At 76.5% G+C, this 763-nt stretch carries 2 protein-coding genes; both read right to left on the bottom strand.

The genetic code is table 11. From position 1 onward, the window contains the following. Nucleotides 1–413, bottom strand: a 413-nt coding sequence (locus G7A99_RS22530; RefSeq protein WP_205600014.1) for an urease accessory protein UreD, incomplete at its 3' end; no start/stop codon positions are given. Beyond that, nucleotides 410–763 (bottom strand): HupE/UreJ family protein (locus G7A99_RS22525; RefSeq protein WP_205600013.1); only part of this gene is annotated, 354 nt, incomplete at its 5' end. The genes G7A99_RS22525 and G7A99_RS22530, both read right to left, overlap by 4 nt.

Here is a 763-nt window from a genome sequence, read left to right as displayed (position 1 = left end):
GCATCGCCGGCGAGCTCCACCGCCAGCGTCGCCTCCGCCTGGGCGCCGTCGAAGACGATCTGCTCCAGCGGCAGCCACTCCAGGGTGCCGCCGTCGGCGACCCGCAGGGTCTGGCGCTGGCAGGCCACCGGCCCGCCGCTGCGGTAGAACTTGTTCGCGCCCGGCGTGGTGATCAGGGCGTGGGCGTCACCGGCCACGTCCACGGTGGTGTTGAGCCGGTCCCCGCCGACCACCCCGCCCGGCGGGTGCAGGATGTAGCTGTGGCACACCCCGGGCTCCGGGTGGAACGCCTTCTGGACCCGCAGCGGCCCGAAGTGGCGCCGATGCACCGGAATGGTTCGCGTGCCGTCGCGGGCGAAACCCAGCTCCAGCCCGGCGCGCCATCCCGGTGCACTGGCCGGCACCGCGCTCACGCCAGCAGGCCCACCAGGACCACGGCGCCGAAGGCGGCGGTCGCGCCGCCCGCCAGCCGCAGTCCGATGCCGGCCGCCGGCAGGCGCTGCGCAGCAATGCCGGCGAGCACGCCGAGGGCGTGCAGGGCCGCGGTCGCCAGGACCATGCCGGTGCCGAAGGCGAACCAGGCCGCGGCGCCGCCGGCCTCCGCCCCGTGGGCATGGCCGTGGGCCACGGCGAACACGGCGGTGATCACGGCGGCCGCTCCCAGCGGCAGACGCCGCCCGGCAGCGAGGCAGACACCGAAGAACACCAGCGAGCCGGCGATGCCCCACTCGGCCAGCGCGGCAGCCCCGTAGCCCGCGCCGAG

The sequence above is a fragment of the Arhodomonas sp. KWT genome (genome assembly GCF_010993615.1).
Note: the sequence above shows the minus strand (reverse complement) of the source record. Positions and strands in the feature narration are given on the sequence as shown.